Raw genomic sequence first — 19,818 nt, forward strand, 5'->3', positions numbered from 1 at the left:
TACTGCGCGCCGACGGCGATCCGCACGTTCATGAAGTGGGGTCACCAGATCCCCGAGGGGTACGACCTGTCGAGCCTGAAGCTCATCGGGTCGGTGGGTGAGCCCATCAACCCCGAGGCGTACATGTGGTACCGCGCGCACATCGGCGGCAACCGGGTGCCCGTGATCGACACGTGGTGGCAGACCGAGACGGGCTCGATCATGATCAGCCCGCTCCCGGGCATCACGGCCGGCAAGCCCGGCGCGGCCATGAGCGCGATGCCGGGCATCGGCGTCGACGTGGTCGACGAGCAGGGCGAGTCGGTCGGCAACGGCCAGGGTGGCTACCTGGTGCTGACCGAGCCGTGGCCGTCGATGCTGCGCACGATCTGGGGCGACCCGGAGCGGTTCAAGGAGACCTACTGGTCGCGGTTCCCGGGTCGCTACTTCGCGGGCGACGGGGCCAAGCGCGACGAGGACGGCGACCTGTGGCTGCTGGGTCGCGTCGACGACGTGATGAACGTGTCGGGTCACCGCCTCTCGACGACCGAGATCGAGTCGGCACTCGTGTCGAACCCGAAGGTCGCCGAGGCGGCGGTGGTGGGGGTCGACGACCCCGTGACCGGTCAGGCGGTCGCTGCATTCGTGATCCTGCGCAAGGAGGCCGGAGACGGAGGTGACCACGTGACCCGTGAGCTGCGAGAGCACGTGGCCAAGGAGATCGGCAAGATCGCCCAGCCCCGTCAGATCATGGTCGTCGCCGAGCTGCCGAAGACGCGCTCGGGCAAGATCATGCGTCGCCTCCTGCGTGACGTCGCCGAGAACCGGCCCGTGGGTGATGTGACCACCCTCGCCGACTCGGGCGTCATGGACGCGATCAAGACCGGCATGCAGTCTGGTGCTCACGACGACTGATCCGGCCTGACGCGCAGGGGCCGGCTTCGCGGATGCCGCGGCGCCGGCCTTTGCGCGTGCGGTCAGCGCATTCCGGTGCGCACCCACCGCTGGACACGCCAGATGCCGTTATAGAGGTTCCACGGCGCGAGGTCGAAGGTGTCCCAGCGCTGGCCGACATGCGCCGTCCAATCCGGGATGCGTCCGCAGCACACGCGGTGACCGAACGCACGGAAGAGCGCGTTGCAGAGTGCCTTATGCATAGTTGTTGCCTCTCATGATTCGCTGGCCCCGAGCGGGGCTAGCGTGGGCAACGACTCATGCGGCGATCGTAGACCTTGTGATGTCGGATGTGGGCGGGAAGATCCGTGTGTGTCCACGTCTTCCCTCGGTCCGACGAGCGTGTGGTGCATGTTCTGTTCGAGGCACGTGACTCGACTTCTCGCAGAAGCTGACACGCCGCGCTATTGCGCTCCGTCGTGCGCGAAGGCCGGTCAGGACGAACGTCGCGCGCGGCGTGGCGGTGTTGCCGGGAACAATGTGCAGGTGACGTCTGCCGCGCACTGGCGTCTGGCAGTGGGTGAGCGCCACATGGTCGGCAGTCTTGTCGATGGGCTTGCCCGGTGCGAAACGACGGGAAAAGTTCGCTACGACACGCTCATCGAGGCCTGGGTCGCGGCCTTCGTCGATTTCGCGGATGACGCCGGGCTTGCCGCATTTGTGTGCGGGGAGTGTCACGGTGCGCACCTCGGACACCCTCGGCGCAAGGACGGCCGTGCGGGAATCCGTGTGGCACGTCGCTCATATGATGCGGCGCTTGCGCAGATGTTCTCGACCATTCGAGAGCTACGCGAGCAGGCGCGGCCGCAGGGCAAAGCAAAACCCCCGCCATGTAGAAGCTAGGCGAGGGTTTCTGGGACCGTTGTAACGACGGTCCGTGTGGCTCCGACGGGCGTCGATCCCGTGACCTCACGATTTTCAGTCGTGCGCTCTACCAACTGAGCTACAGAGCCGCGCGGCATATCTGCCGCGTCCTAGACGAAGGGCCCTCTGCTAAGAAAGGGCCCGTCGCTCGGAGCGACCCTGACGGGACTTGAACCCGCGACCTCCGCCGTGACAGGGCGGCACGCTAACCAACTGCGCTACAGGGCCATGCTTGTTAAGTTGTGTGCCGGTGAGTGTGACCCCAACGGGATTCGAACCCGTGCTACCGCCGTGAAAGGGCGGCGTCCTAGGCCGCTAAACGATGGGGCCGGGCGAAACTCGACATCCCGAGGGATTCGGCGGTCACGCTTGCCGACGCTCAAGCATACGCAAACGAACGCCGTTGCACCAAACCGAGCGATCATGCGATTCGTGGCAGCCCCGCGTGGGCTCCCGCAGCCTCCTGCTCCACCCCGCAGAATGACGAAGGCGTGCGGTCAACCTTCAACCTGTGCTTGATTCCTTCGTGAAGGTGACGCATGTTATTAGTGATGCAGATGTGACTCGAGCACCGAAGGGATGCCTCGTGACCGACGACACCACTCAGGTGGACCACACCGACGAGTGCGATTGCGCGCCCTCCGCGCGTGAGCAGCGCGCGCTGTGGCCCGACGTGAGCCGTCGCGCGCTCTTCGGTGCGGGGGCACTCGGCATCGTCGCCGTCGGCGCGGTCGCTTCCGGGTTCTCGACTCCCGCCTTCGCCGCCGACTACCCCAGCTGGGCCGACGTGCAGGCGGCGAAGAACAACGAGGCCGCGAAGCAGTCCGAGATCACGAAGATCAACGGCCTCATCTCGCAGCTGAACACGCAGGTCACGCAGACGCAGGCGGCCGCCGATCAGGCGTCGCAGGTCTTCTACACCGCGCAGCAGGCGTTCTTCGACGCGAGCCAGAAGGCCGCCGACATCCAGGATCAGGCCGACAAGCAGTCCGCCGCCGCCCTCGAGGCGGCGAACCAGGCCGGTCGCCTGGCAGCGCAGCTCTACCGCTCCGGTGGCGACAACGCGTCGCTGCAGATCTTCTTCGCCGGATCCGCCGCGGGGGCCAACGATCTCCTCGCCCGCCTCGGCACGATGGACCGCCTGCTGCAGCGCAACAACGACGTCTACACGAACGCGGTCACCGCGCAGAACCTCGCGCAGTCGCTCAGCGACCAGGCCAAGGTGCAGGCCGATGAGCGCGACAAGCTCCAGCAGCAGGCCAATGACGCGATGACCGCGGCGCAGAACGCCGCCCAGGCGGCGCAGGCCGCCCTCGCGAACCAGCAGAGCCATCTGCAGGACCTCCAGGCCCAGCTGCAGGCGCTGCAGGATCAGACCGCCAAGACCGTCGCCGACTACCAGGCCGGGGTCGAAGCCGCACGCAAGGCCGCCGAGGCGGCGGCCGCGGCGGCAGCGGCGGCGGCCGCGAAGGCCGCCCAGGAGGCCGCGCAGGGCGGCGGCGGTGGCGGAGGCGGCGGCGCCTCGTCGAGCGGGTGGGCCCGCCCCGCGAACGGGCCGATGACCTCGCCCTACGGCCCCCGCTACGCCCAGTGCGGTCCGTCGTACTGCGCCAGCAGCTTCCACTACGGTCTCGACATCGCCAACGGCACGTGCGGCTTCCCGATCTTCGCGGCCAGCGCCGGCACGGTCGTCCACGCCGGCCCCAACGGCGGCTACGGCAACTACGTCAAGATCGACCACGGCGGCGGCATCGGCACGGGGTACGCGCACATGCAGAACGGCGGCATCCTCGTGTCCTACGGCCAGCAGGTCTCGGCCGGCCAGGTCATCGGGCGCGGCGGCGAGACCGGCAACGCGTTCGGATGCCACCTTCACTTCGAGTTCTACGTCAACGGATCGCCGAAGAACCCGCAGCCCCTCATGGCGCAGCGCGGCATCAACATCTAGTCGACACGGCGAAGGGGGCGGATGCCGCGGCATCCGCCCCCTTCGTCATGTCGGGGTGAGGGCGCTCAGTGCCCTTCGGCCTCGAAGCGCGCGAACGCCTCGGAGACGAGCCGCTCGGCCTCGGCCGCATCGGCCCACTCGTCGACCTTGACCCACTTGCCGGGCTCGAGGTCCTTGTAGTGCTCGAAGAAGTGGGTGATCTCCTTCTGCGTGTACTCCGGGATGTCGGCGACGTCCTGGATGTGCGCCCAGCGGGGGTCCTTGGCGAGCACGGCCACGACCTTGTCGTCGCCGCCGGCCTCGTCGCTCATCTTCAGCACGCCGACCGGGCGCACCTTGGCGCCGACGCCGGGTGCGAGCTCCTGGTCGAGCAGCAGCAGCACGTCGAGCGGGTCGCCGTCCTCGCCGAGCGTGTTCTCGAAGAACCCGTAGTTCGCCGGGTAGCCGAACACCGTGTAGAGGATGCGGTCGAGGAACACCCGGCCGGTCTCGTGGTCGACCTCGTACTTCACGCGGCTGCCGCGCGGGATCTCGATGACGGCGTCGTATGCGCCCATGTGCGTGCTCCTTAGATCAGGGGCTGGGATGCCGCCCCTCAGCCTAGTGCGGCGGCCTCGGCGACATCGGGGCGGGCGTCACGAGCCGTCGGGTGCGCTCGCGCGCCGCGTTCGCGCCGCCCTACGGTAAAGGCATGCCCGCACTGGATCCCGCCGTCGCCGAGGTGCGCCTCGCGGTGCGCACGGCACTCTCGGGTGTGGAGGCGACGTCGGTCGTCATGGCGCTCTCGGGCGGACCCGACTCCCTCGCCCTCGCCGCCGCGACCGCGTTCGAGGCGCCGAAGCTCGGCATCGCCGCGACCGCGGTGATCGTCGACCACGCGCTGCAGCCGGGGTCGGATGCCGCCGCCTCCCGCGCCGCCGATCAGGCGCGTGCGCTCGGGCTCGTCGCCCGCATCGTGCGGGTCGAGGTGACCGCAGCGGGTGACGGGCCGGAGGCGGCCGCGCGCTCCGCGCGCTACCGCGCGCTCACCGGGGCCGCGGCCGACCTCGGCGCGGCGGCCGTGCTCCTCGGACACACACTCGACGACCAGGCCGAGACCGTGCTGCTGGGCCTCGCCCGCGGAGCGGGCGCCACGAGCCTCGCCGGCATGGCCGCCGTGCGGCGGGACGAGGCATCCGGGGTTCTGCTGGTGCGGCCGCTGCTCGCGGTGCGCCGCGCGACCACTCTCGCCGCGTGCGCGGCGGCGGGCCTCGAGCCCTGGCACGATCCGCAGAACGCCGACCCGGCATTCGCACGGGTGCGAGTGAGGGAGCTGGTGCTGCCGGTGCTCGAGCGCGAGCTCGGCCCGGGCGTCGCCGAGGCCCTCGCCCGCACCGCCGACCAGTTGCGCGAGGACACGGCCGCCTTCGACGAGATGATCGACGAGACCATCGAGGACATCGTCGAGCACGCCGAAGCGGGCATCTCCGTCTCGGTCGGCGCGCTCGCCGCGAATCCTCCGGCGCTACGCCACCGCATCATCCGCCACGTCGTGGCGAGCGAGTTCGGTCAGAGCCTCACCCGCACGCAGACCCTCGCGGTCGCCCGCCTCGTCACCGACTGGGCAGGGCAGGGACCCCTCGACCTGCCCGGCTGCCGGGCTCGCCGCGTCGGCGCCCGCATCGAGTTCACCGCCGCAGGGCCCCCCTCCTAGACTCGACCCATGCGCGCCGTCGACCTCGCCTCCGACCTCGAGACCGTTCTCGCGACCGAGGAGGAGATCCGCGCGAAGCTCGACGAGATCGCCACTCAGGTGGCGGTCGACTACGAGGGCAAGGAGCTCGTGCTCGTCGGCGTGCTCAAGGGCGCCGTCATGGTGATGGCCGACTTCGCCCGGGCGCTGCCGATGCTCGTTCCCATGGACTGGATGGCCGTCTCCTCATACGGCGCCGGCACCAAGTCGAGCGGCGTCGTGCAGATCCGCAAAGACCTCGACACCGACATCCACGACAAGCACGTGCTGATCGTCGAGGACATCATCGACTCCGGCCTCACCCTCAGCTGGCTGCTCGAGAACTTCGCCGCCCGCGGCGCCGCATCCGTCGAGGTCTTCGCCCTGTTCCGCAAGCCGGATGCCGCGAAGGTGCACGTCGACTGCCGCTACGTCGGCTTCGAGATCCCGAACGAGTTCGTCGTCGGCTACGGACTCGACTACGCCGAGAAGTACCGAAACCTGCGTGACGTCGCGGTTCTCGCCCCCCACGTCTACGCCTGACGCGTCGTCGGGCGGCCGGGCCGCGGCATCCGGATTCGCCCAGTTCGCCGTGGGCGAATGCACAGACCCGCCATAGTGGGCGAGCGCTAACCTGAGGGAACCGTTCACGAGGCGGAACGTCGACGAAAGGCGCTCGGGCGCAGGCTCGAATCATGGACTTCAAGAAGATCACCCGCAATCCGATCATCTACGTGCTGCTGATCGGTCTGCTGCTCATCATCGGGTTCTCCCTCATCTCGAGCCTCGGCGGAGCCAAGCAGATCTCGACGCAGGAGGGTCTCAACCTCCTCAAGGGCGGAACCGTCAGCAAGGTGGTCAACACCGACGGCGACCAGCGCGTCGACCTCACCCTCTCGACCCCCTACAACGGCTCGAGCGATGTGCAGTTCTACTACGTGAACGCCCGCGCGACCGACGTGGTCAACGCGATCGACGCGGCCAACCCCTCGGGCGGCTACAACGACGTCGTGCCGCGCACCACCTGGCTCGACAGCCTGCTCTCGCTCGCCGTGCCCTTACTCCTCCTCGGCCTCGTGTTCTGGCTGCTGCTGTCGATGTCGCAGGGGGGCGGCAGCAAGATCATGCAGTTCGGCAAGTCGCGAGCGAAGCTCGTCACCAAGGAGACCCCGACGGTCACCTTCGACGACGTCGCCGGCTCCGACGAGGCGATCGAGGAGCTGCAGGAGATCAAGGACTTCCTGAAGGACCCGACGAAGTTCCAGGCGCTCGGTGCCCGCATCCCGAAGGGCGTGCTGCTGTACGGCCCTCCCGGAACCGGCAAGACCCTGCTCGCCCGCGCCGTCGCCGGCGAGGCGGGCGTGCCGTTCTACTCGATCTCGGGCTCGGACTTCGTCGAGATGTTCGTCGGCGTCGGCGCGAGCCGCGTGCGCGACCTGTTCAACCAGGCCAAGGAGAGCGCGCCCGCCATCATCTTCATCGATGAGATCGACGCGGTCGGACGCCATCGCGGCGCCGGACTGGGCGGCGGGCACGACGAGCGCGAGCAGACGCTCAACCAGATGCTCGTCGAGATGGACGGCTTCGACCCGAAGGCCAACGTCATCGTCATCGCGGCGACCAACCGTCCCGACATCCTCGACCCGGCCCTGCTGCGACCCGGCCGCTTCGACCGCCAGATCGGCGTCGACGCCCCCGACCTGAAGGGCCGCAAGAAGATCCTCGAGGTGCACGGGCGCGGGAAGCCCCTCTCCGACAGCGTCGACCTCGAGGTCATCGCCCGCAAGACCCCCGGGTTCACCGGTGCCGACCTCGCCAACGTTCTCAACGAGGCGGCGCTGCTGACGGCCCGCTCGAACGCGCAGCTCATCGACATGCGCGCCCTCGATGAGGCCATCGACCGCGTGATCGCCGGACCTCAGCGCCGCACGCGCGTGATGAAGGACAAGGAGAAGCTCATCACCGCGTACCACGAGGGCGGCCACGCCCTCGCCGCGGCGGCGATGAACCACACCGACCCCGTCACGAAGGTCACGATCCTCCCGCGCGGCAAGGCGCTCGGCTACACGATGGTGCTGCCGCTCGACGACAAGTACTCGATCACCCGCAACGAGCTGCAGGACCAGCTCACCTACGCGATGGGCGGTCGCGTGGCTGAGGAGATCGTGTTCCACGACCCGACCACGGGCGCCTCGAACGACATCGAGAAGGCCACCGGCATCGCCCGCAAGATGGTCACCGAGTACGGCATGACCACCGACGTCGGTCCCGTGAAGCTCGGCTCGAGCTCGGGTGAGATGTTCCTCGGACGCGACATGGGTCACGGCCGCGACTACTCCGACGAGCTCGCCGAGCGCGTCGACGTGCAGGTGCGCGACCTCATCGAGCAGGCCCACAACGAGGCCTACCAGGTGATCAACGACAACCGCGACGTGCTCGACAAGCTCGCCCTCGCGCTCCTCGAGAAGGAGACGCTCGACCACCTCGAGCTCGCCGAGATCTTCAAGGACGTGCGCAAGCTGCCCGAGCGCCCCCAGTGGCTCTCGAGCACGAAGCGCCCGGTCTCGGCGCTGCCGCCGGTCGACGTGCCGCGCCGTCGCGAGCAGGAGGGCGTCGCCGCCCAGACCGAGGCCGCCGACGAGGGGGCTGCAGCGAAGAAGGCTCCGCGCCAGCGTCCGACCGGACAGGCCCGCCCCGCGACCGCGTAGGCTCGGCGCATGGCCGTCGACCGTGCACGTGTCGCCGCGCTCGTGAGGGAGCTCCTCGAGGCGATCGGCGAGAACCCCGACCGACCCGGACTCCGGCAGACGCCTGAACGTGTGGCCGACGCCTACGGCGAGTTCTTCGCCGGGGTCGACGCCGATCCCGCGGCAGCTCTCTCCCGCACCATCTCGATCAGCCGTGGCCCCGCGCCCGACACACTGCCGAGCGGCGCCGTCATGCTGCGCGACATCGACTTCCGTTCGGTCTGCGAGCACCACCTGCTGCCGTTCCGCGGCCGGGCGCACCTGGCCTACCTCCCCGCCGAGAAGGTCGTGGGCCTCGGTGCTCTGCCGCGCGTGGTCGAGGTGCTGTCGGCCCGACCGCAGGTGCAGGAGCGCCTCGGCGAGCAGATCGCCGACACCATCGCCGACGGGCTCGACGCCCGTGGGGTGCTCGTCGTGCTCGACGCGGTGCACGGCTGCGTCACCTCCCGCGGCGAACGGCAGCCCGACGCGTCCACCGTCACGATCGCCGCACGCGGAGCGCTCGCCGAGCCCGCCGCCCGCGCCGAGCTCATCGCCCTGATCGGAGCGCACCGCTGATGGGATGCCTCGTCATGGGCATCGTGAACGCGACCCCCGACTCGTTCAGCGACGGCGGTCGCTACCTCGACCCCGACCTCGCCGTCGCCCACGGGCTGCGGCTGCGCGAGCTCGGCGCCGACATCCTCGACATCGGCGGCGAGTCGACACGGCCCGGTGCCGTGCGCGTCACCCCCGAGATCGAGCAGGAGCGGGTGCTGCCGGTCGTGCACGCGCTCGCCGCCGCAGGAGCCGTCGTGAGCATCGACACCATGAACGCCTCGACCGCGGTCGCGGCCGTCGCCGCCGGTGCGCGCATCGTCAACGACGTGTCGGGCGGTCTCGCCGACCCCGATCTGCTCGCGGCCGTCGCCGCCACCGGCGCCGACGTGGCGCTCGGGCACTGGCGCGGCCACTCCGACGACATGTACGCGCAGGCCCAGTACGACGACATCGAACGCGAGGTCGCCGCAGAGCTCGTCGGACGGGTCGAGGCGGCGGCCGCGGCGGGCATCAACCCGGCCCGTGTCATCCTCGACCCGGGTCTCGGCTTCGCCAAGCGCGGCGACCAGAACTGGCGGGTGCTGCGCGCGCTGCCGCAGCTCGTCGGGCTCGGCCCGCGGCTCCTGGTCGGCGCGAGCCGCAAGGGGGTCCTCGCCNATCCGAGGCCCGCCGCGACCTCGCCACCGCGGTCACCAGCGTGCTCGCCGCCGACGCCGGAGCCTGGGCGGTGCGCGTGCACGACGTCGTCGCCACCCGCGACGCGCTCACCATCGCCCGCGCCTGGCAGGAAGGGAAGGCATGAACCCGCTCGACGAGATCGCGATCACCGGCATCCGCGCATTCGGACGCCACGGGGTGTTCGCCCATGAGCGCGCCGAAGGGCAGGAGTTCGTCGTCGACGCGGCGCTCTACCTCGACGGCGCGGTCGTGCAGCGCGCCGCGGTCACCGACGACGTCACCGACACGGTGCACTACGGCGAGGTGGCGGTGCGCATCGCCGAGATCATCGGCGGCGACCCGGTCAACCTCATCGAGACCCTCGCCGAGCGCATCGCGACCGCCGTGCTCGAGGGCTGGCCGGTGCACATGGTGCGCATCACCGTGCACAAGCCGCAGGCGCCCATCCCCGTGCCGTTCGACGACGTGACCGTCAGCGTCACCCGCGTGCGCATCGAGGGAGCGCTGTGAACCGGCGGCTCGCGCAGGGCGTCGGCGACGAGGCATCCGTCACCGCCGTCGTCGCCCTGGGGTCGAACCTCGGCGACCGCGGCACCACGATCGAGGCCGCCGTCGCCGACCTGCGCACGCTGCCGGGCACGAGCGCGCTCGAGGTCGCTCCCGTGCTCGAGACCGTCGCGCTCACCCTGCACGGGCCGGATGCCTCGGCCCCGCCGTATCTCAACACGGTCGCACTCGTCACCACGACCCTCCGACCCGCCGAGCTGCTCGCCGCCCTCCACGAGATCGAGGCGCGGCACGGGCGGGTGCGTCGCGAGCGCTGGGGCGACCGCACGCTCGATCTCGACCTGATCGCGTACGACGACGTGCACTCCGACGACCCGGCGTTGCTGCTGCCTCACCCGCGCGCTGCCGAGCGCGACTTCGTGCTGCGCCCGTGGCTGGCCGTCGACCCCGACGCGGTGCTGCCCGGGCGCGGTCGCGTCGACGCGCTGCTCGCCGCGCTCGACGACGGGGGCCCCGCGTGAAGCGCACGAGCCCCCTCGCCCTGTTCACCGCGGCTGTGCTCGGCCTGGGTGCCGGGTTCCTCGTCGACCAGCTGCTGACCGCGGGTGGGCGCGCCACCTTCACGCCCGCCATCGGACTGCCGATCCTGCTGGTGCTGCTCGGCCTCGCCGAGATCCTGCTGGCACTCCCGATCCGCCGAGCCACCCGCGCGACGGTCAAGGTCGACATCGACCCGTTCCGGGCGGTGCGCATCGCGGTGCTCGCGAAGGCCTCCTCACTCGTCGGTGCGGTCGTCGCCGGGTTCGCGCTCGGACTGCTGCTGTTCGTGTCGACCCGCCCGGCCACCCCCGACTCCGGCGCGCTGCTGCCGATCATCCTCACCGCGGCGGCGGGCGTCGCGCTGGTGGTCACCGCCCTCGTCGCCGAACACCTGTGCACCCTGCGGAAGGACGACGATGACGACGACTCCGGACCCGGCGCTCCCGCGATCGAGCCGCACCGTCATTGAGCCGGGCCTCGACGCCGAGGTGCTCGATCGGGGCACCTTCGCGCCGGTCGGTGCGCCGCGCCGCGGCTGGCTGACAGGCACGGATGCCGCGGATCCCGCACCCTGGCATCGGCTTGCGCGGCCCTACCTCAGGACCGAGCTGATCGAGCTCGCGCTGTGGACCGTTGCGGTGATGGGGGCATCCGTTCTTCTCGGCATCTGGACGGGCGCGTGGTGGCCGTATCCCGTGGGCGGTGTGCTCGTCGTCGTGCTGCTCGTGTGGGCGGCGATCCTGCCGCGACGCCTGCGGTCGTGGGGCTACCGCCTGCGCGCCGATGACATCGTCGTGCGGCGGGGCATCCTGCTGCAGCGCGAGCTCGCCGTGCCCTACGGGCGGCTGCAGCTCGTCGACATCGCCCACGGTCCGCTCGACCGGGCGTTCGGCATCGCGCAGGTGAAGCTCGTCAGCGCCGCCTCGACCGGCAGCGTCGTGCTGCCGGGGCTGCGGCAGGAGGCCGCCGAGCTGCTGCGCGACGCGCTGATCGAGCTCGCCGAGCAGCGCCGGACACCGCTGTGAGCGATCCCGTCGAGGCGGGCGACCAGGGCGGTGCGGTCGAGGGGGTGTCCGCCGGCGCTCACGGCGACCCGCGCGCCGACCCGGCGGCAGCGCTCTCGGGATCGGTGCTCACGGATGGCGCGTGGCACCGGCTGCACCCGCTGACGCCCGTCTTCCGCGGCGGGCTGGTCGTCGTGGTCGTCGCGGGCGTGCTCATCGCGAACCTGCGCGAGCGCCTGCTCGCGTTCGTGGTGCCGATGTTCGCGCCGGGGCCGCATCCGCCGGCCGACGACCCGCGGGATCCCGTCGACTACGTGTTCGCCCACAATCTGGTCTTCCTCGTGCTGCTCGGCGCGATCGTCGTCGCGCTGCTGCTCGTCGGGCTGTTCGCGCTGTCGTGGCGCTTCCACACGTTCCGGGTCACGGCCGCCGATGTCGAGGTGCGCCGGGGCGTGCTGTTCCGCTCGCACCGCCGTGCCCCGCTCGACCGCGTGCAGGGCGTGAACCTCACCCGCCCGCTCGTCGCGCGCCTGGTCGGCATGGCGAAGCTCGAGGTGATGGGCGCCGGCCTCGACTCCAACGTGGAGCTGTCGTACCTGTCGACGCGGTCGGCCGAGGCGGTGCGCCGCGACATCCTGCGCCTCGCCTCGGGCGTGCGGGCCGAGACGGATGCCGCGGGCCCCGGCCCGCACGCCGGCCGCCTGGCCTCGGCGCGCGCGGCCGTGGGCGACGGTCTGACGGGTCTGGTCTTCGGGGCGGAGCCCGCGCCCGACCGCAGCGAGTCGGTCGTGCACGTCACACCGCTGCGCCTCATCGGGGCGCAGGTGCTCAGCGACGACACGGTGTGGTGGCTGATCGGGTCGACAGCGGTGATCGTGGCGGGCGCGCTGTGGTTCCCGCCGGGGCTGTTCCTCGCGCTGCCGTTCATCCTCGGCTACGGCGGATATGCCGCGCGGCACGTGGTGCGGGCGATGCGCTACGCGATCGTGCCGACGCCGCACGGCGTGCGGGTGACGTACGGCGTCCTGACCACCGTGACCGAGACGATTCCACCGGGGCGCGTGCACGCGGTCGCGATCTCGCAGTCGGTGCTGTGGCGCGGAACGGGCTGGTGGACGGTCACCGTCACCCGCATCTCGGGCACCCGCCACGGCGAGCAGCGCGCCGAGGAGTTCGCGCGGGTGATGCCGGTCGGCACCCTCGACGACGCGAGGCGCGTGGTCGCCCTGCTGCTGCCGTGGCTGAGCGCGCACGAGCTCGACACGATGACGGATGCCGCGCACGCCCGCGCCGCCGGCGGCTTCACGACGACCCCTCGGCGCGCCCGACTGCTGCGCCCCCTCGCGTGGCGGCGCAACGGGTTCGCGCTCGGTTCCCGCGTGGTGACCTTCCGCCGCGGTTTCCTCGCCCGCTCGGCGGCGCTGTTCCCGCTCGGTCGCGCGCAGGGGGTCGAGCTCGCACAGGGGCCGATCGACCGCGCGTTCGGTGTCGCGAGGGTGCGGGTGGTGACGGTGCGCGGGCACGTGCGCACGCGGCTCGGCGCGATCGACGCGGATGCCGCGGCATCCCTCGCCGGTGACGTCGCCGACCGCGCGGCGGCACCTGATACGGTGGCGGCCGCGACAGAGCGGGAGGAGTCGCACGCATGAGCACGGCACGGGACGGACGCCTGGGCGTCGGGATCATCGGCGCGGGCCGGGTCGGCCCCGTGATCGGTGCGGCGCTCGGTGGGGCGGGTCACGCGGTGATCGGCATCACGGCGGGCTCCGACCCCGACCGGGTCGACGCGGTGCTGCCCGGGGTTCCCGTGCTTGAGACGCAGGACGTGGTGCGTCGGGCCGAGCTCGTGGTGATCGCGGTGCCGCACGAGGAGCTGCCCGGCCTCGTCGCGGGACTCGCCGAGGTCGGCGCCTGGCAGCCCGGCCAGCTCGTGCTGCACACGGACCCCGCCTACGGCATCGAGGTGCTCACTCCCGCGGCGCGGTCGGGGGCGATCCCGCTGGCTGTGCACCCGGCGATCTCGTTCAGCGGCACCTCGATAGACCTGAAGCAGCTCGCGGCCGCGTACGCGGCGGTGACGGCGCCGGCGGCTGTGCTGCCGATCGCCCAGGCGCTCGCCGTCGAGATGGGCTGCGAACCCGTGGTCGTCGCGGAGGCCGACCGTCCCGCCTACGCGGAGGCCATCGCCACCGCGACCGCGTTCTCCGATTCGATCGTGCGGCAGGCGACCGGGCTGCTCAGCGCCGTCGGCGTCGAGAGCCCGGGTCGGTACCTGTCGGCACTCGTCCGCTCGACCATCGACCAGGCGCTGATCGACCGCACCCCGACCCTCGAGGTGCGAGGCGACGCCGGTGACGAGCAGGACGACGCCCCGGTCGACGCCGATCGCGACTGACCCGTGCGCGACATCGAGCTCGCCGCGATCGAGGGTGGCNNNTGTTCGCCGTCACCGAGGAGGAGCTCGCCGAGCTTCTCGGGGTCCCTTCCCGGCATCCGCGCCGGCCCGCGGTCGAGGTGAGCTGGCAGCGGGCGGTGCGCTGGTGCAATGCGGCGTCGGAGTGGGAGGGGCTCGACCCCGCCTACCGGATCGACGGCGACGAGGTGCGGTGGGACGGCACCGCCGACGGCTACCGGCTTCCGACCGAGACCGAGTGGGAGTTCGCGTGCCGTGCGGGGTCTCCGGCGGCGCAGTACGGCCCGCTCGCCGAGGTCGCGTACACCGCCGCCGACGGGCTGCGCGCCCCCGCGGACGTCGGCGGGAGGCATCCGAATCTCCACGGGCTGTTCGACACCCTCGGCAACGTGTGGGAGTGGTGCTGGGATCCGTTCGACCCGGAGGACCCGAGCGCGGGGCGCGTGTTCCGCGGCGGCGGGTTCACCGACGGGCCGCTGAACGTGCGCGCGGACGTGCGTCGCGGCGCCCGCGCGAGCGCGGTGTTCGACGATGTCGGGTTCCGCGCGGCGCGGGGTCCGGGTCCCGCCCCTGAGGGGCGCTCCCGCCGCCGATAGACTTGGCGGCGACTTTCCGAGGAGCCCCCGTCATGACCGAGCAGCACGCTCAGCCCGCGCCCGCCGACGAGTTCGACGACGATGTCTTCGAGCAGAAGGCGGTGCGTCTCGCCAAGCGTGAGCGGCTCATCGCCGAACGAGCGGATGCCGCGGGCGGCGCCTATCCCGTCACGGTTCCGGTGACCGACACCATCCCCGCGCTGCGCGCCCGCTTCGGCGAGCTCGAGCCCGACACGCAGACGGGCGTGGTCGCGGGTGTCGCGGGCCGCGTGGTCTTCAGCCGCAACACCGGCAAGCTCTGCTTCGCGTCGCTGCAGTCGGGCGACGGCAGCCGCATCCAGGCGATGGTGTCGCTGGCCTCGGTCGGCGAGGATGCGCTGCAGCGCTGGAAGGAGCTCGTCGATCTCGGCGATCACGTCTTCGTCTCGGGCGAGGTCATCTCCAGCCGCCGCGGTGAGCTGTCGATCATGGTCACCGACTGGGCGATCGCCGCGAAGGCGCTGCTGCCGCTGCCGAACCTGCACTCCGAGCTGAGCGAGGAGACCCGCGTGCGTTCGCGCTTCCTCGACCTCATCGTGCGCGACCAGGCCCGCCACACCGTGCGCGCCCGCTCGACAGTGAACGCCAGCCTGCGGCAGACCTTCTCGGCGCACGAGTTCATCGAGGTCGAGACCCCGATGCTGCAGGTGCAGCACGGCGGCGCGAGCGCCCGCCCGTTCGTGACGCACTCGAACGCGTTCGACACCGAGCTCTACCTGCGCATCGCGCCCGAGCTCTTCCTCAAGCGCGCCGTCGTCGGCGGGCTCGACCGGGTGTTCGAGATCAACCGCAACTTCCGCAACGAGGGCGCGGACTCGACCCACAGCCCCGAGTTCGCGATGCTCGAGGCCTACCAGTCCTACACCGACTACAACGGTATCGCCGACCTCACCCAGGAGCTCATCCAGAACGCGGCCGTCGCCGTGGCGGGTTCCACCACTGTCACGTGGGCCGACGGCACCGTCTACGACCTCGGCGGCGAGTGGGACCGCATCTCGATGTACGACTCGCTGTCGGCCGCCGCGGGTCGCGAGGTCACCCCCGCGACCTCGCTCGACGAGTTGCGCGCGATCGGTGCCGCCGCCGGTGTCGACGCTCCCGCGCACGAGACGCACGGCAAATGGGTCGAGGAGCTGTGGGAGCACTTCGTGAAGGGCGGGCTCACCCGGCCGACCTTCGTGATGGACTTCCCGATCGACACCAGCCCCCTCGTGCGCGAGCACCGGTCGATCGCCGGGGTCGTCGAGAAGTGGGATCTGTACGTGCGCGGCTTCGAGCTCGCGACGGGATACTCCGAGCTCATCGACCCGGTCATCCAGCGGGAGCGGTTCGTCGAGCAGGCGAAGCTCGCCGCCCGCGGCGACGATGAGGCGATGCGCATCGACGAGGAGTTCCTGCGGGCGATGGAGCACGGCATGCCCCCGATGGGCGGCATGGGCATGGGCATCGACCGTCTGCTCATGGCGATCACCGGTCTCGGCATCCGCGAGACGATCCTCTTCCCGCTCGTCAAGTAACCGGCTCCCGGGCCGCGAGGGCGCGTTCGGCGCGCCCGCGGAACGCCCAGTCGGGCAGGTGCCCGGCGGCCACGAAGCGTCCGACGATGTCGGCGAGTCCGTGGGATGCCTCGTGCTCCCGCGCCGCGCGCACGTAGCCGTCGGCGTGGCTCGAGCGCCCGAGCGCCCACGACAGCCACGCGCAGGTCGCGAGCGCGCCGGCGCGGTGCGTGGGCGGCGCGGCGGCCGCCGCCCGGCGGGCCACCGCCAGCGCCCGCAGCAGCCGCGGCGGATCGGGACGCGGTCCCTCACCCCACATGCGCCGGGCGAGCGACATCGGATAGGCCACGTCCGCCTCCCAGTCGAGCTGCGCGCGCACGGCCTGGTCGCCGCGGTCGACGCCGTCGCACCAGGTCAGCAGGCCCACGTCTCGCAGCGCCGGACGATCCAGCGCCCACACGAGCGCTGCGATGGCCGCGGCATCTTGGTCGTCGTCGTCGTCGGCGAGCATCCGCTCGAAGAAGGCGGGCAGATCGTCGCGCAGCGCAGCTGGAACGGCCATCGGTCGGCCGAGCTCGTGTCGCACGGCGTCGACGAATGGCCGTTCGAGGTCGGGCGGAACTGCGTCGTCGGCGAGGCCGCCCTCGTACGCACCCGTCATCACCTCGGCGCGCGCTCCGCCGACAGACGGGTCGCCGTAGCGGCCCCAGCGCCGGGCACCGACCCACAGTGCGTCGTGCACGGGCAGGCCCGCGGCATCCATGCGCTGCTCGATCGCCCGCACGAGCGGGCGGCGCGGCGCGTCCCGCGTCGCCTCGTCTGCGTAGATCACGATCGCCGCGGCCGTCGCCCCCTCGATGCGGCACAGCAGTCCGACGAGGGTCGCGGCGAACGCCCGTTCACCGGCGCGTCCCGCGCCGGGCAGGTCGAGCCGCATCAGACCCATCGTGCGCCGCCCGGTGAACGGCACCGCGACCACGCTCCGCGCGGGCGTGATGCCCGCTAGCCGCGGCACGAAGGAGAGGAACTGCGCCGCACCCGCGGCCCGCACGATCTCGGTCATCTCCCGACCCTCGCGGGGTGCGCCGAGGGGCGGGCGCCGCGGGCGCGGATTGTGCAGAGCGGGCCGGATGCCGCGGCATCCGCCCGGTTCGGGAGGAGGCGGCGTTCTCCCACCCGGCGCGCGTACGATGACCCCGTGGACAACTACTGGCTCGCCATCGTCTGGTCGATCGGCCCGACCATCGTGGTGTCCTTCATCTTCTTCGTCATCCTGCGGGGGATCGTGCGCATGGACCGCACCGAGCGCAAGGTCTACGCGCGCATCGAGGCGGAGGAGCGCGCGAAGCGCGGCCTGCCGCCGGTCACCCCCGCCGACAGCTGAGCTCCCGTCCCGCCGGGTAGCCGGCTCGCCGCCGCGTCATGACGGCGGAGCTGTCGCCGCCGCCCACTACGCTGGTGCCACTGGGAGGGCCTGATGACGTTCATCTTCGACCCGACATGGTGGGTCGTGCTGACGTTCCTCGTCGACCTCACCGTGCGCGTCACCGCGATCATCGTCGTCCCGCGCAACCGCCGCCCCACCGCGGCCATGGCGTGGCTGCTCGCGATCTACTTCATCCCGATCGTCGGCGTGCTGCTGTTCCTGCTCATCGGCAACCCGCGCCTGCCGCGCAAGCGCCGCCGCAAGCAGCAGGCGATCAACGACTACATCCGCGAGCAGAGCACCGGTCTCGACTTCGGCCGCACCCGACCCGACCCGCCCGAGTGGATGCGCGCGGTCGTGCGGCTCAACCGCAACCTCGGCGCCCTGCCGATCTCGGGCGGCAACGCGGCCCGCCTCACCTCCGACTACCAGACGAGCCTCGACGAGATGGCGGCGGAGATCCGCACGGCCGAGAAGTTCGTGCACGTCGAGTTCTACATCTTCCAGTCGGATGCCTCGACCGAGAACTTCTTCGCGGCGCTCGAAGAGGCGCGCTCCCGGGGCGTGGTCGTGCGGGTGCTGCTGGACCACTGGGCCAACCGCGGCAAGCCCTACTACCGCCGCACCCTGCGCCGCCTCACCGAGATGGGTGCGATCTGGCATCTGATGCTCGAGGTCAAGCCGCTGAAGGGCAAGTACCAGCGGCCCGACCTGCGCAACCACCGCAAGCTCCTCGTCGTCGACGGGCGGGTCGCGTACACGGGATCGCAGAACGTGACCGACTCGACCTACAACCTGCGCAAGAACATCCGTCGGGGCCTCCACTGGGTCGACCTGATGGTGCGGGTCGAGGGGCCGGCCGTGGCATCCATCGACGCCGTGTTCCTCAGCGACTGGTACTCCGAGACCGACGAGGTGCTCGCCGACTACCTCGAGCTCGACGGGCTCACCCTCAGCGACGCCGGCACCCTCGACTGCCAGGTGGTGCCGTCGGGGCCGGGGTTCGAGTTCCAGAACAACCTCAAGATGTTCCTCGCACTGCTGTTCGCGGCGCGCGAGCGCATCATCATCGTCAGCCCCTACTTCGTGCCCGACGAGTCGTTGCTGCTGGCCATCACCACCGCCTGTCAGCGCGGCGTGCACGTGGAGCTCTTCGTCTCCGAAGAGGGCGACCAGGCGATGGTGTACCACGCGCAGCGCAGCTATTACGAGGCGCTGCTGCGCGCGGGCGTGCAGATCTGGATGTACCGCAAACCCTTCATCCTCCACTCCAAGTCGCTCACGATCGACGACGAGGTCGCGGTCATCGGATCGAGCAACATGGACATGCGCTCGTTCGGTCTGAACCTCGAGATCTCCCTGCTCGTGCGGGGCGAGGAGTTCGTCACCGACCTCCGCGCGGTCGAGGACATGTACCGCGATCTCAGCCGTGAGCTCACCCTCGAGGAATGGATGCGGCAGCCCCTGCGCTCCACCGTGCTCGACAACCTCGCGCGCCTCACCTCGGCGCTGCAGTAGCTCCCGGGCACTCTCCGCCGCGAGCGAACAAACGGCCGCGGCATCCGCCCCGTCGTTACCCTCGTTGTACAGCGCCAGAAGTGCGCCGGAGGAGTCAACGATGTTCGAGAGATTCACCGACCGAGCCCGTCGTGTGGTTGTGCTCGCCCAGGAAGAGGCGAAGATGCTCAACCACAACTACATCGGCACAGAGCACATCCTGCTGGGCCTCATCCACGAGGGCGAGGGCGTCGCCGCCAAGGCCCTCGAGTCGCTCGGCATCTCGCTCGACGCCGTGCGCGAGCAGGTGCAGGACATCATCGGTCAGGGTCAGCAGCAGCCGACGGGGCACATCCCGTTCACGCCGCGCGCCAAGAAGGTGCTCGAGTTGTCGCTGCGCGAGGCGCTGCAGCTCGGCCACAACTACATCGGCACCGAGCACATCCTCCTCGGCCTGATCCGCGAGGGCGAGGGTGTCGCCGCGCAGGTGCTCGTCAAGCTCGGCGCCGACCTGAACAAGGTGCGCCAGCAGGTCATCCAGCTGCTCAGCGGCTACCAGGGCAAGGAGCCCGCGGCCGTCTCGGGCGCCGCCAACGAGTCCCAGGCCGCCGCCCAGGGCGGATCGGCCGTGCTCGACCAGTTCGGCCGCAACCTCACCCAGGCCGCGCGCGACAACAAGCTCGACCCGGTCATCGGGCGCGAGAAGGAGATCGAGCGCGTCATGCAGATCCTGTCGCGCCGCTCCAAGAACAACCCCGTGCTGATCGGTGAGCCCGGCGTCGGCAAGACCGCCGTCGTCGAGGGCCTCGCCCAGGCGATCGTCAAGGGCGTCGTGCCCGAGACGCTGAAGGACAAGCAGGTCTACTCGCTCGACCTCGG

The 19,818-nt window shown here is 71.0% G+C and carries 22 protein-coding genes, 3 tRNA genes and 1 pseudogene; 20 read left to right on the forward strand and 6 right to left on the reverse strand.

Going from position 1 to position 19,818, the window contains the following annotated elements; all coding sequences use genetic code 11:
• Window positions 1-894: AMP-binding enzyme (locus tag ASG00_RS18235; protein ID WP_235559517.1), on the forward strand; the 894-nt coding region annotated here is incomplete at its 5' end.
• Between the two features lie 62 nt (window positions 895-956).
• On the opposite strand, the gene ASG00_RS11315 is transcribed toward ASG00_RS18235, so the two are convergent.
• Window positions 957-1,136: a hypothetical protein gene (locus tag ASG00_RS11315; RefSeq protein WP_056209654.1), complete on the reverse strand. Its 180-nt coding sequence runs from the start codon at window positions 1,134-1,136 to the stop codon at window positions 957-959.
• A gap of 283 nt (window positions 1,137-1,419) precedes the next feature.
• On the opposite strand from ASG00_RS11315, the gene ASG00_RS14935 reads away from it, so the two are divergent.
• Entirely contained in the window at window positions 1,420-1,776 is a 357-nt protein-coding gene (locus tag ASG00_RS14935; RefSeq protein ID WP_156454806.1) for a hypothetical protein, read from the forward strand.
• Between the two features lie 37 nt (window positions 1,777-1,813).
• On the opposite strand, the gene ASG00_RS11320 is transcribed toward ASG00_RS14935, so the two are convergent.
• The 3 genes from ASG00_RS11320 to ASG00_RS11330 all read right to left on the reverse strand — a co-directional run bounded on the left by ASG00_RS11320 (window position 1,814) and on the right by ASG00_RS11330 (window position 2,127).
• Window positions 1,814-1,886, reverse strand: a tRNA-Phe gene (locus tag ASG00_RS11320).
• Window positions 1,887-1,951: 65 nt separating this feature from the next.
• Window positions 1,952-2,025: transfer RNA gene (locus ASG00_RS11325), tRNA-Asp, on the reverse strand.
• Window positions 2,026-2,054: 29 nt separating this feature from the next.
• Window positions 2,055-2,127: transfer RNA gene (locus tag ASG00_RS11330), tRNA-Glu, on the reverse strand.
• Between the two features lie 256 nt (window positions 2,128-2,383).
• On the opposite strand from ASG00_RS11330, the gene ASG00_RS11335 reads away from it, so the two are divergent.
• The gene (locus tag ASG00_RS11335; protein ID WP_056209657.1) at window positions 2,384-3,745 is read left to right on the forward strand and encodes a M23 family metallopeptidase; all 1,362 of its coding nucleotides are present in this window, start codon (window positions 2,384-2,386) and stop codon (window positions 3,743-3,745) included.
• Between the two features lie 65 nt (window positions 3,746-3,810).
• Here the strand turns inward: ASG00_RS11335 and ASG00_RS11340 are convergent, their stop codons facing one another.
• On the reverse strand, window positions 3,811-4,302 hold the full coding sequence (locus tag ASG00_RS11340; protein WP_045247504.1) for an inorganic diphosphatase: 492 nt from the start codon (window positions 4,300-4,302) through the stop codon (window positions 3,811-3,813).
• A gap of 134 nt (window positions 4,303-4,436) precedes the next feature.
• Here ASG00_RS11340 and tilS point away from each other — a divergent pair, with 134 nt between their 5' ends.
• The 14 genes and pseudogenes from tilS (at window position 4,437) to lysS (ending at window position 16,037) form a co-directional block, all read left to right on the forward strand.
• Window positions 4,437-5,438, forward strand: a complete 1,002-nt coding sequence (gene tilS / locus ASG00_RS11345; protein ID WP_056209862.1) for a tRNA lysidine(34) synthetase TilS — start codon at window positions 4,437-4,439, stop codon at window positions 5,436-5,438.
• 9 nt (window positions 5,439-5,447) lie between these two features.
• Complete coding sequence (gene hpt, locus ASG00_RS11350; RefSeq protein ID WP_056209660.1) at window positions 5,448-5,999, forward strand: hypoxanthine phosphoribosyltransferase; 552 nt, start codon at window positions 5,448-5,450, stop codon at window positions 5,997-5,999.
• A gap of 152 nt (window positions 6,000-6,151) precedes the next feature.
• Complete coding sequence (gene ftsH, locus ASG00_RS11355; RefSeq protein ID WP_056209663.1) at window positions 6,152-8,164, forward strand: ATP-dependent zinc metalloprotease FtsH; 2,013 nt, start codon at window positions 6,152-6,154, stop codon at window positions 8,162-8,164.
• A 9-nt stretch (window positions 8,165-8,173) separates the two neighbouring features.
• Window positions 8,174-8,761, forward strand: a complete 588-nt coding sequence (folE, locus tag ASG00_RS11360) for a GTP cyclohydrolase I (protein ID WP_056209666.1) — start codon at window positions 8,174-8,176, stop codon at window positions 8,759-8,761.
• A gap of 14 nt (window positions 8,762-8,775) precedes the next feature.
• Window positions 8,776-9,399 (forward strand): dihydropteroate synthase (gene folP, locus ASG00_RS11365; protein ID WP_235559518.1); only part of this gene is annotated, 624 nt, incomplete at its 3' end.
• A gap of 1 nt (window position 9,400) precedes the next feature.
• Window positions 9,401-9,545: pseudogene (locus ASG00_RS18240) on the forward strand (dihydropteroate synthase); the annotation flags it as partial.
• Window positions 9,542-9,931: a dihydroneopterin aldolase gene (gene folB / locus ASG00_RS11370; RefSeq protein WP_045247499.1), complete on the forward strand. Its 390-nt coding sequence runs from the start codon at window positions 9,542-9,544 to the stop codon at window positions 9,929-9,931. The pseudogene ASG00_RS18240 and the gene folB, both read left to right, overlap by 4 nt.
• Window positions 9,928-10,449 (forward strand): 2-amino-4-hydroxy-6-hydroxymethyldihydropteridine diphosphokinase, encoded by a 522-nt coding sequence (gene folK, locus ASG00_RS11375; protein ID WP_056209668.1) that lies wholly within the window; start codon window positions 9,928-9,930, stop codon window positions 10,447-10,449. The genes folB and folK overlap by 4 nt, the downstream gene beginning before the upstream one ends.
• Window positions 10,446-10,937: a DUF3180 domain-containing protein gene (locus ASG00_RS11380; RefSeq protein ID WP_045247497.1), complete on the forward strand. Its 492-nt coding sequence runs from the start codon at window positions 10,446-10,448 to the stop codon at window positions 10,935-10,937. Before folK ends, ASG00_RS11380 begins: the two co-directional genes overlap by 4 nt.
• Complete coding sequence (locus ASG00_RS11385) at window positions 10,885-11,493, forward strand: PH domain-containing protein (protein ID WP_056209673.1); 609 nt, start codon at window positions 10,885-10,887, stop codon at window positions 11,491-11,493. The genes ASG00_RS11380 and ASG00_RS11385 overlap by 53 nt, the downstream gene beginning before the upstream one ends.
• Window positions 11,490-13,121 (forward strand): PH domain-containing protein, encoded by a 1,632-nt coding sequence (locus tag ASG00_RS11390; protein WP_235557471.1) that lies wholly within the window; start codon window positions 11,490-11,492, stop codon window positions 13,119-13,121. Before ASG00_RS11385 ends, ASG00_RS11390 begins: the two co-directional genes overlap by 4 nt.
• Window positions 13,118-13,867, forward strand: coding sequence for a DUF2520 domain-containing protein (locus ASG00_RS11395; RefSeq protein ID WP_056209675.1), 750 nt, complete (start codon window positions 13,118-13,120; stop codon window positions 13,865-13,867). The genes ASG00_RS11390 and ASG00_RS11395 overlap by 4 nt, the downstream gene beginning before the upstream one ends.
• A 137-nt stretch (window positions 13,868-14,004) precedes the next feature.
• Window positions 14,005-14,481 carry a formylglycine-generating enzyme family protein gene (locus ASG00_RS11400; protein WP_442922651.1) on the forward strand — a complete coding sequence of 159 codons (477 nt, stop codon included), beginning with the start codon at window positions 14,005-14,007 and terminating at the stop codon, window positions 14,479-14,481.
• Window positions 14,482-14,513: 32 nt separating this feature from the next.
• Window positions 14,514-16,037 carry a lysine--tRNA ligase gene (lysS, locus tag ASG00_RS11405; protein ID WP_056209678.1) on the forward strand — a complete coding sequence of 508 codons (1,524 nt, stop codon included), beginning with the start codon at window positions 14,514-14,516 and terminating at the stop codon, window positions 16,035-16,037.
• Here the strand turns inward: lysS and ASG00_RS11410 are convergent.
• Window positions 16,030-17,079, reverse strand: coding sequence for a DUF4192 family protein (locus tag ASG00_RS11410; protein ID WP_056209679.1), 1,050 nt, complete (start codon window positions 17,077-17,079; stop codon window positions 16,030-16,032). The genes lysS and ASG00_RS11410 overlap by 8 nt on opposite strands.
• A gap of 135 nt (window positions 17,080-17,214) precedes the next feature.
• On the opposite strand from ASG00_RS11410, the gene ASG00_RS11415 reads away from it, so the two are divergent.
• The 3 genes from ASG00_RS11415 to ASG00_RS18245 all read left to right on the forward strand — a co-directional run.
• Window positions 17,215-17,400: a hypothetical protein gene (locus tag ASG00_RS11415; RefSeq protein WP_045247491.1), complete on the forward strand. Its 186-nt coding sequence runs from the start codon at window positions 17,215-17,217 to the stop codon at window positions 17,398-17,400.
• Between the two features lie 93 nt (window positions 17,401-17,493).
• On the forward strand, window positions 17,494-18,960 hold the full coding sequence (gene cls, locus ASG00_RS11420) for a cardiolipin synthase (protein ID WP_045247490.1): 1,467 nt from the start codon (window positions 17,494-17,496) through the stop codon (window positions 18,958-18,960).
• Window positions 18,961-19,060: 100 nt separating this feature from the next.
• Window positions 19,061-19,818: Clp protease N-terminal domain-containing protein (locus ASG00_RS18245; protein ID WP_327037512.1), on the forward strand; the 758-nt coding region annotated here is incomplete at its 3' end.

Source organism: Microbacterium sp. Leaf351, from assembly GCF_001423825.1.
GTDB classification, from domain to species: domain Bacteria; phylum Actinomycetota; class Actinomycetes; order Actinomycetales; family Microbacteriaceae; genus Microbacterium; species Microbacterium ginsengisoli.

Coding starts and splice junctions, on each gene's coding strand:
- ASG00_RS11315 (WP_056209654.1), bottom strand. CDS start 1,136: ATGCATAAGGCACTCTGCAACGCGCTCTTCCGTGCGTTCGGTCACCGC.
- ASG00_RS11340 (WP_045247504.1), bottom strand. CDS start 4,302: ATGGGCGCATACGACGCCGTCATCGAGATCCCGCGCGGCAGCCGCGTG.
- ftsH (WP_056209663.1), top strand. CDS start 6,152: ATGGACTTCAAGAAGATCACCCGCAATCCGATCATCTACGTGCTGCTG.
- folE (WP_056209666.1), top strand. CDS start 8,174: ATGGCCGTCGACCGTGCACGTGTCGCCGCGCTCGTGAGGGAGCTCCTC.
- ASG00_RS11385 (WP_056209673.1), top strand. CDS start 10,885: ATGACGACGACTCCGGACCCGGCGCTCCCGCGATCGAGCCGCACCGTC.
- hpt (WP_056209660.1), top strand. CDS start 5,448: ATGCGCGCCGTCGACCTCGCCTCCGACCTCGAGACCGTTCTCGCGACC.
- cls (WP_045247490.1), top strand. CDS start 17,494: ATGACGTTCATCTTCGACCCGACATGGTGGGTCGTGCTGACGTTCCTC.
- ASG00_RS11395 (WP_056209675.1), top strand. CDS start 13,118: ATGAGCACGGCACGGGACGGACGCCTGGGCGTCGGGATCATCGGCGCG.
- tilS (WP_056209862.1), top strand. CDS start 4,437: ATGCCCGCACTGGATCCCGCCGTCGCCGAGGTGCGCCTCGCGGTGCGC.
- lysS (WP_056209678.1), top strand. CDS start 14,514: ATGACCGAGCAGCACGCTCAGCCCGCGCCCGCCGACGAGTTCGACGAC.
- folB (WP_045247499.1), top strand. CDS start 9,542: ATGAACCCGCTCGACGAGATCGCGATCACCGGCATCCGCGCATTCGGA.
- ASG00_RS11410 (WP_056209679.1), bottom strand. CDS start 17,079: ATGACCGAGATCGTGCGGGCCGCGGGTGCGGCGCAGTTCCTCTCCTTC.